Below are 3,077 nucleotides of genomic sequence, written 5' to 3'. Positions count from 1 at the left end.
CGGGGCGAACCAGGTCACCATCAAGCTCGCCAAGCCCGACTACCTGTTCAACGACGAACTGGCCACCTACGCGGGCGTCGTCGTCGAGAAGAAGTTCTCACAGGAGCACGGCGCCGCCGTCGGCACCCCGGGCGTGGGGGTTATGTGCACGGGTCCGTACAAATTCGTGAAGTGGACACAGGGTCAGTCGATCACCGCCACCCGGAACGACGACTACTGGAACAAGGCGAACGTCCCGCTCAAGGTCAAGAACCTGACGTTCACCTTCGTCACCGACGATGCCGCCATCACCTCCGGGCTGCTGTCGGGGCAGATCGACGGCACGTACACGCCGCCGATCGCCGGACTCAAGCAGCTCGCCACGTCCGGCGCCGGCACGCTCTACAACGGCCCGGCGCCGCTCGAGGTCACTCTTGTCGTCGCGAACCTGAAGGGCGCGCTGGGCAACGCCGACGTCCGCAAGGCGCTGCAGATGGCCATCGACTGGAAGGGCATCGGCGACCAGATCTTCGGCGGGGAGGGGACGCCGATCTCGCTGGCCACGGTGCCCGCCGTGTACGGCTTCGCGGAGAAGGACCTCACCGCCTACGCAGACTCGATCAAGACCGATGGACGGCCCCGGATCGACGAGGCCAAGAAGCTGCTCGCACGCGTCCCCGCCTCCACGCGAGCCGAGCAGATCAGCCTCGTCGTCCCGCAGCAGGCGGAGACCCAGCACCTGGGCCTCGCCGTCAAGGCCGCCGCGGACAAGATCGGGCTGAACTTCAAGCTCGACGTCGTGCCGGCCACGGGGTACTCGAACTACCTGTACGACCCGAAGACGCGCGGCAACACCGATCTGCTCTACACGCAGTTCTGGCCGGGCATCCCGAACCCGCTCGACTGGCTCGCGCTGACCGCGATCACCGGGGCCTCGTTCAACCAGTCGGGCTACAACGGAATCGACGCCCTCTACCAGAAGGCCGTCGGCACCGCGGATCCGGTCGAGCGGTCGAAGATCGTGGTGGAGATCAACAAGAACCTGCGCGACCAGATGGCTCCGATGTTCCCCGGGGTGGAGCTCACCAACAGCCTCTGGATGAATAAGCGGATCACCGGGGCACCGGCCTCATTCGACTACGTCTTCTATCCGTGGGCGGCGTACCTGGCCGGCACAGGAAAGTAGCCCGACGGGGCGGCAGGGGCCCGATCAGCCCATCATGATCGGACTCACTGCCGCCCGATCGAACGGAGCGGGCGATCACGGGGGCCGTAGACAGACTTGTCATAGGCGGCGTACAGTGTCGCCTGTCTCGTCAGTGACCAGCGCACACCCGACGTGCGCTCCTCAGATTTCGACGCCAGATCACCGTGTGAGTTGGGCGGAAACGTGGAAGGTCTTCGATCGCAGCACCCCGGGTGGGTGATCCGCACCGTTGTGCTCGGTGCGGCGATCGCGGGCGCGTGGACCGTCCTCACGATCCTGCTGGGAGTCTCCGCCACCAGCGCACGCGCCGACGACACCGGGCCGCTGCCGGCGGGCGGATCCGGCGGCCACTCGCTGATAGGGGTCACGTCGGCTGTTGCGGATGCCGCCTCGCGCAGCGTGGCTGCCGCGACGCCCGCGCTCACACCGGTCGCTCCCGCGAAGGCGCTCGCCGGCCGCGTCGCGAAGGTCGGGCCTCCCGCGGTCTCGCACACCGTCGTCCGGGCGGCGGGTCGGGTTCTCGCCACGGTCGATTCGGCCACCGATCTGACGCGCGCCGCGGTCACGCCCATCCCGGTCGTCGGCACCGTCGGCGACGCCGCGACGGCGCCCGTCGGTACGGTGGTCCACAAGCTCGTCGCGACGGTGGACTCCACGGTCCGCGAGGTCGCCGGCACCGTCGACTCGACGACCGGGCGCCTCACGGGCACGATCGGCAGCTCGCTCGGATCGGTCGCCACGACGATCGGAACCGTGACCGCGCCACCCGGCGCCACCCCGTCGGTTCCCGCGGCGCCGTCCGACAACCACCACGCTGCAGCGGTCGCCGTCAGTGCGTCGATGGTCTCCAGCTCCGTGATGTCCACTCGCGCGGGCCCGGGCGGCGAAGCGTTCGTCGCCGAGACCGCGGCTGCGGCATCCGGCGCGATCGGGATGCCGGTCACGGCGCCGAACTCCGGCTCGCCGGGAGGTCCGCTCCCCGCGATGAGCGGAGTCGTGTCGTCGCTTATGGCGGGCTCCGGTGCGGGCGGCGCATCGGGCGCGTCCGCAACCGCGGCATCCTCGTTCGTCACGCCGGACCCGACTGCGGGCCGGCGCGTCTCTGCACTCGACAGGTCGCAGCTGCCGACCCGTCCCACCGCCCCCGAAGTCTCTCCCGACTGAGTCCGGGCCTCACCGTCGCCCGTCGACGGAAGAAGCACGCGCGCGCATTCCGCACGCGCGATCGGACTCGAGTCAAGGAGAAGGACACATGCATCGCGTCATCACGCGCGCCCTCTGGGGCACGCTGCTCGCGGGCGGGATCGCTCTCGCCGGAGCGACGGCAGCGAACGCTGCCACTCAATCGGGAACTCCACCGGACGCTGCCGCCACGGCATCCGTCGGCACGGCCTGCTCGTGCGGGGTCGGGGGCATCCTCGACACGGTCGACAACGCGGTCGGGCGCGTCGTCGGCGGTGTCACCGACGGTTCCACCGGGGGAGGCCTGAACGTTCACGGCACCGCCGGCGCCGTCGTGCACCACGATTCGCGACGGGCCGCCGTGGATGCGGCGGCCTCCGCACGGGTGGCGGCACGGTCGGGCACCGACCGCTCCGCCGGCTCGGCGGGTGGTGGCGTGCGTGTCGACGGCCGCGCTCACGCACTCACGGGAGCACCCGTGAGCCTCGGAGGCGGGGCACGCACGAGCGCGGCGATCGGTGGTTCGGTCGTGCTCGGTGGCCGGAACGGTGGCGATTCGGGGGCTACCGTTCCGATCCCGGGTGCCGGTTCGGTCCGTGCCGCCACGACACCGATCGGTGGCGTGTCGGCGGGGGCGCGCCTGGGCCTGGCCGGCGTGCTCAGTGGTCGGAACGGTGGCGATTCGGGGGCCACCGTTCCGACCCTGGCG

2 protein-coding genes and 1 pseudogene are annotated in these 3,077 nt (G+C 70.4%); all 3 read left to right on the top strand.

Translation table 11 applies throughout. The annotated features are described in order from the left end of the window. A partial coding sequence (locus VJR25_RS13825) for an ABC transporter substrate-binding protein (protein ID WP_324115989.1) occupies nucleotides 1-1,165 on the top strand: 1,165 nt, incomplete at its 5' end. 237 nt (nucleotides 1,166-1,402) lie between these two features. Further along, on the top strand, nucleotides 1,403-2,350 hold the full coding sequence (locus VJR25_RS13820) for a hypothetical protein (RefSeq protein ID WP_324115987.1): 948 nt from the start codon (nucleotides 1,403-1,405) through the stop codon (nucleotides 2,348-2,350). Between the two features lie 88 nt (nucleotides 2,351-2,438). Further along, nucleotides 2,439-3,077, top strand: a pseudogene (locus VJR25_RS13815) (hypothetical protein); the annotation flags it as partial.

Origin of the sequence: Microbacterium sp. (assembly GCF_035277845.1) — a bacterium.
GTDB lineage: Bacteria > Actinomycetota > Actinomycetes > Actinomycetales > Microbacteriaceae > Microbacterium.
The sequence above is the reverse complement of the archived record's forward strand: the minus strand, read 5'-3'. Positions and strand labels throughout refer to the sequence as shown.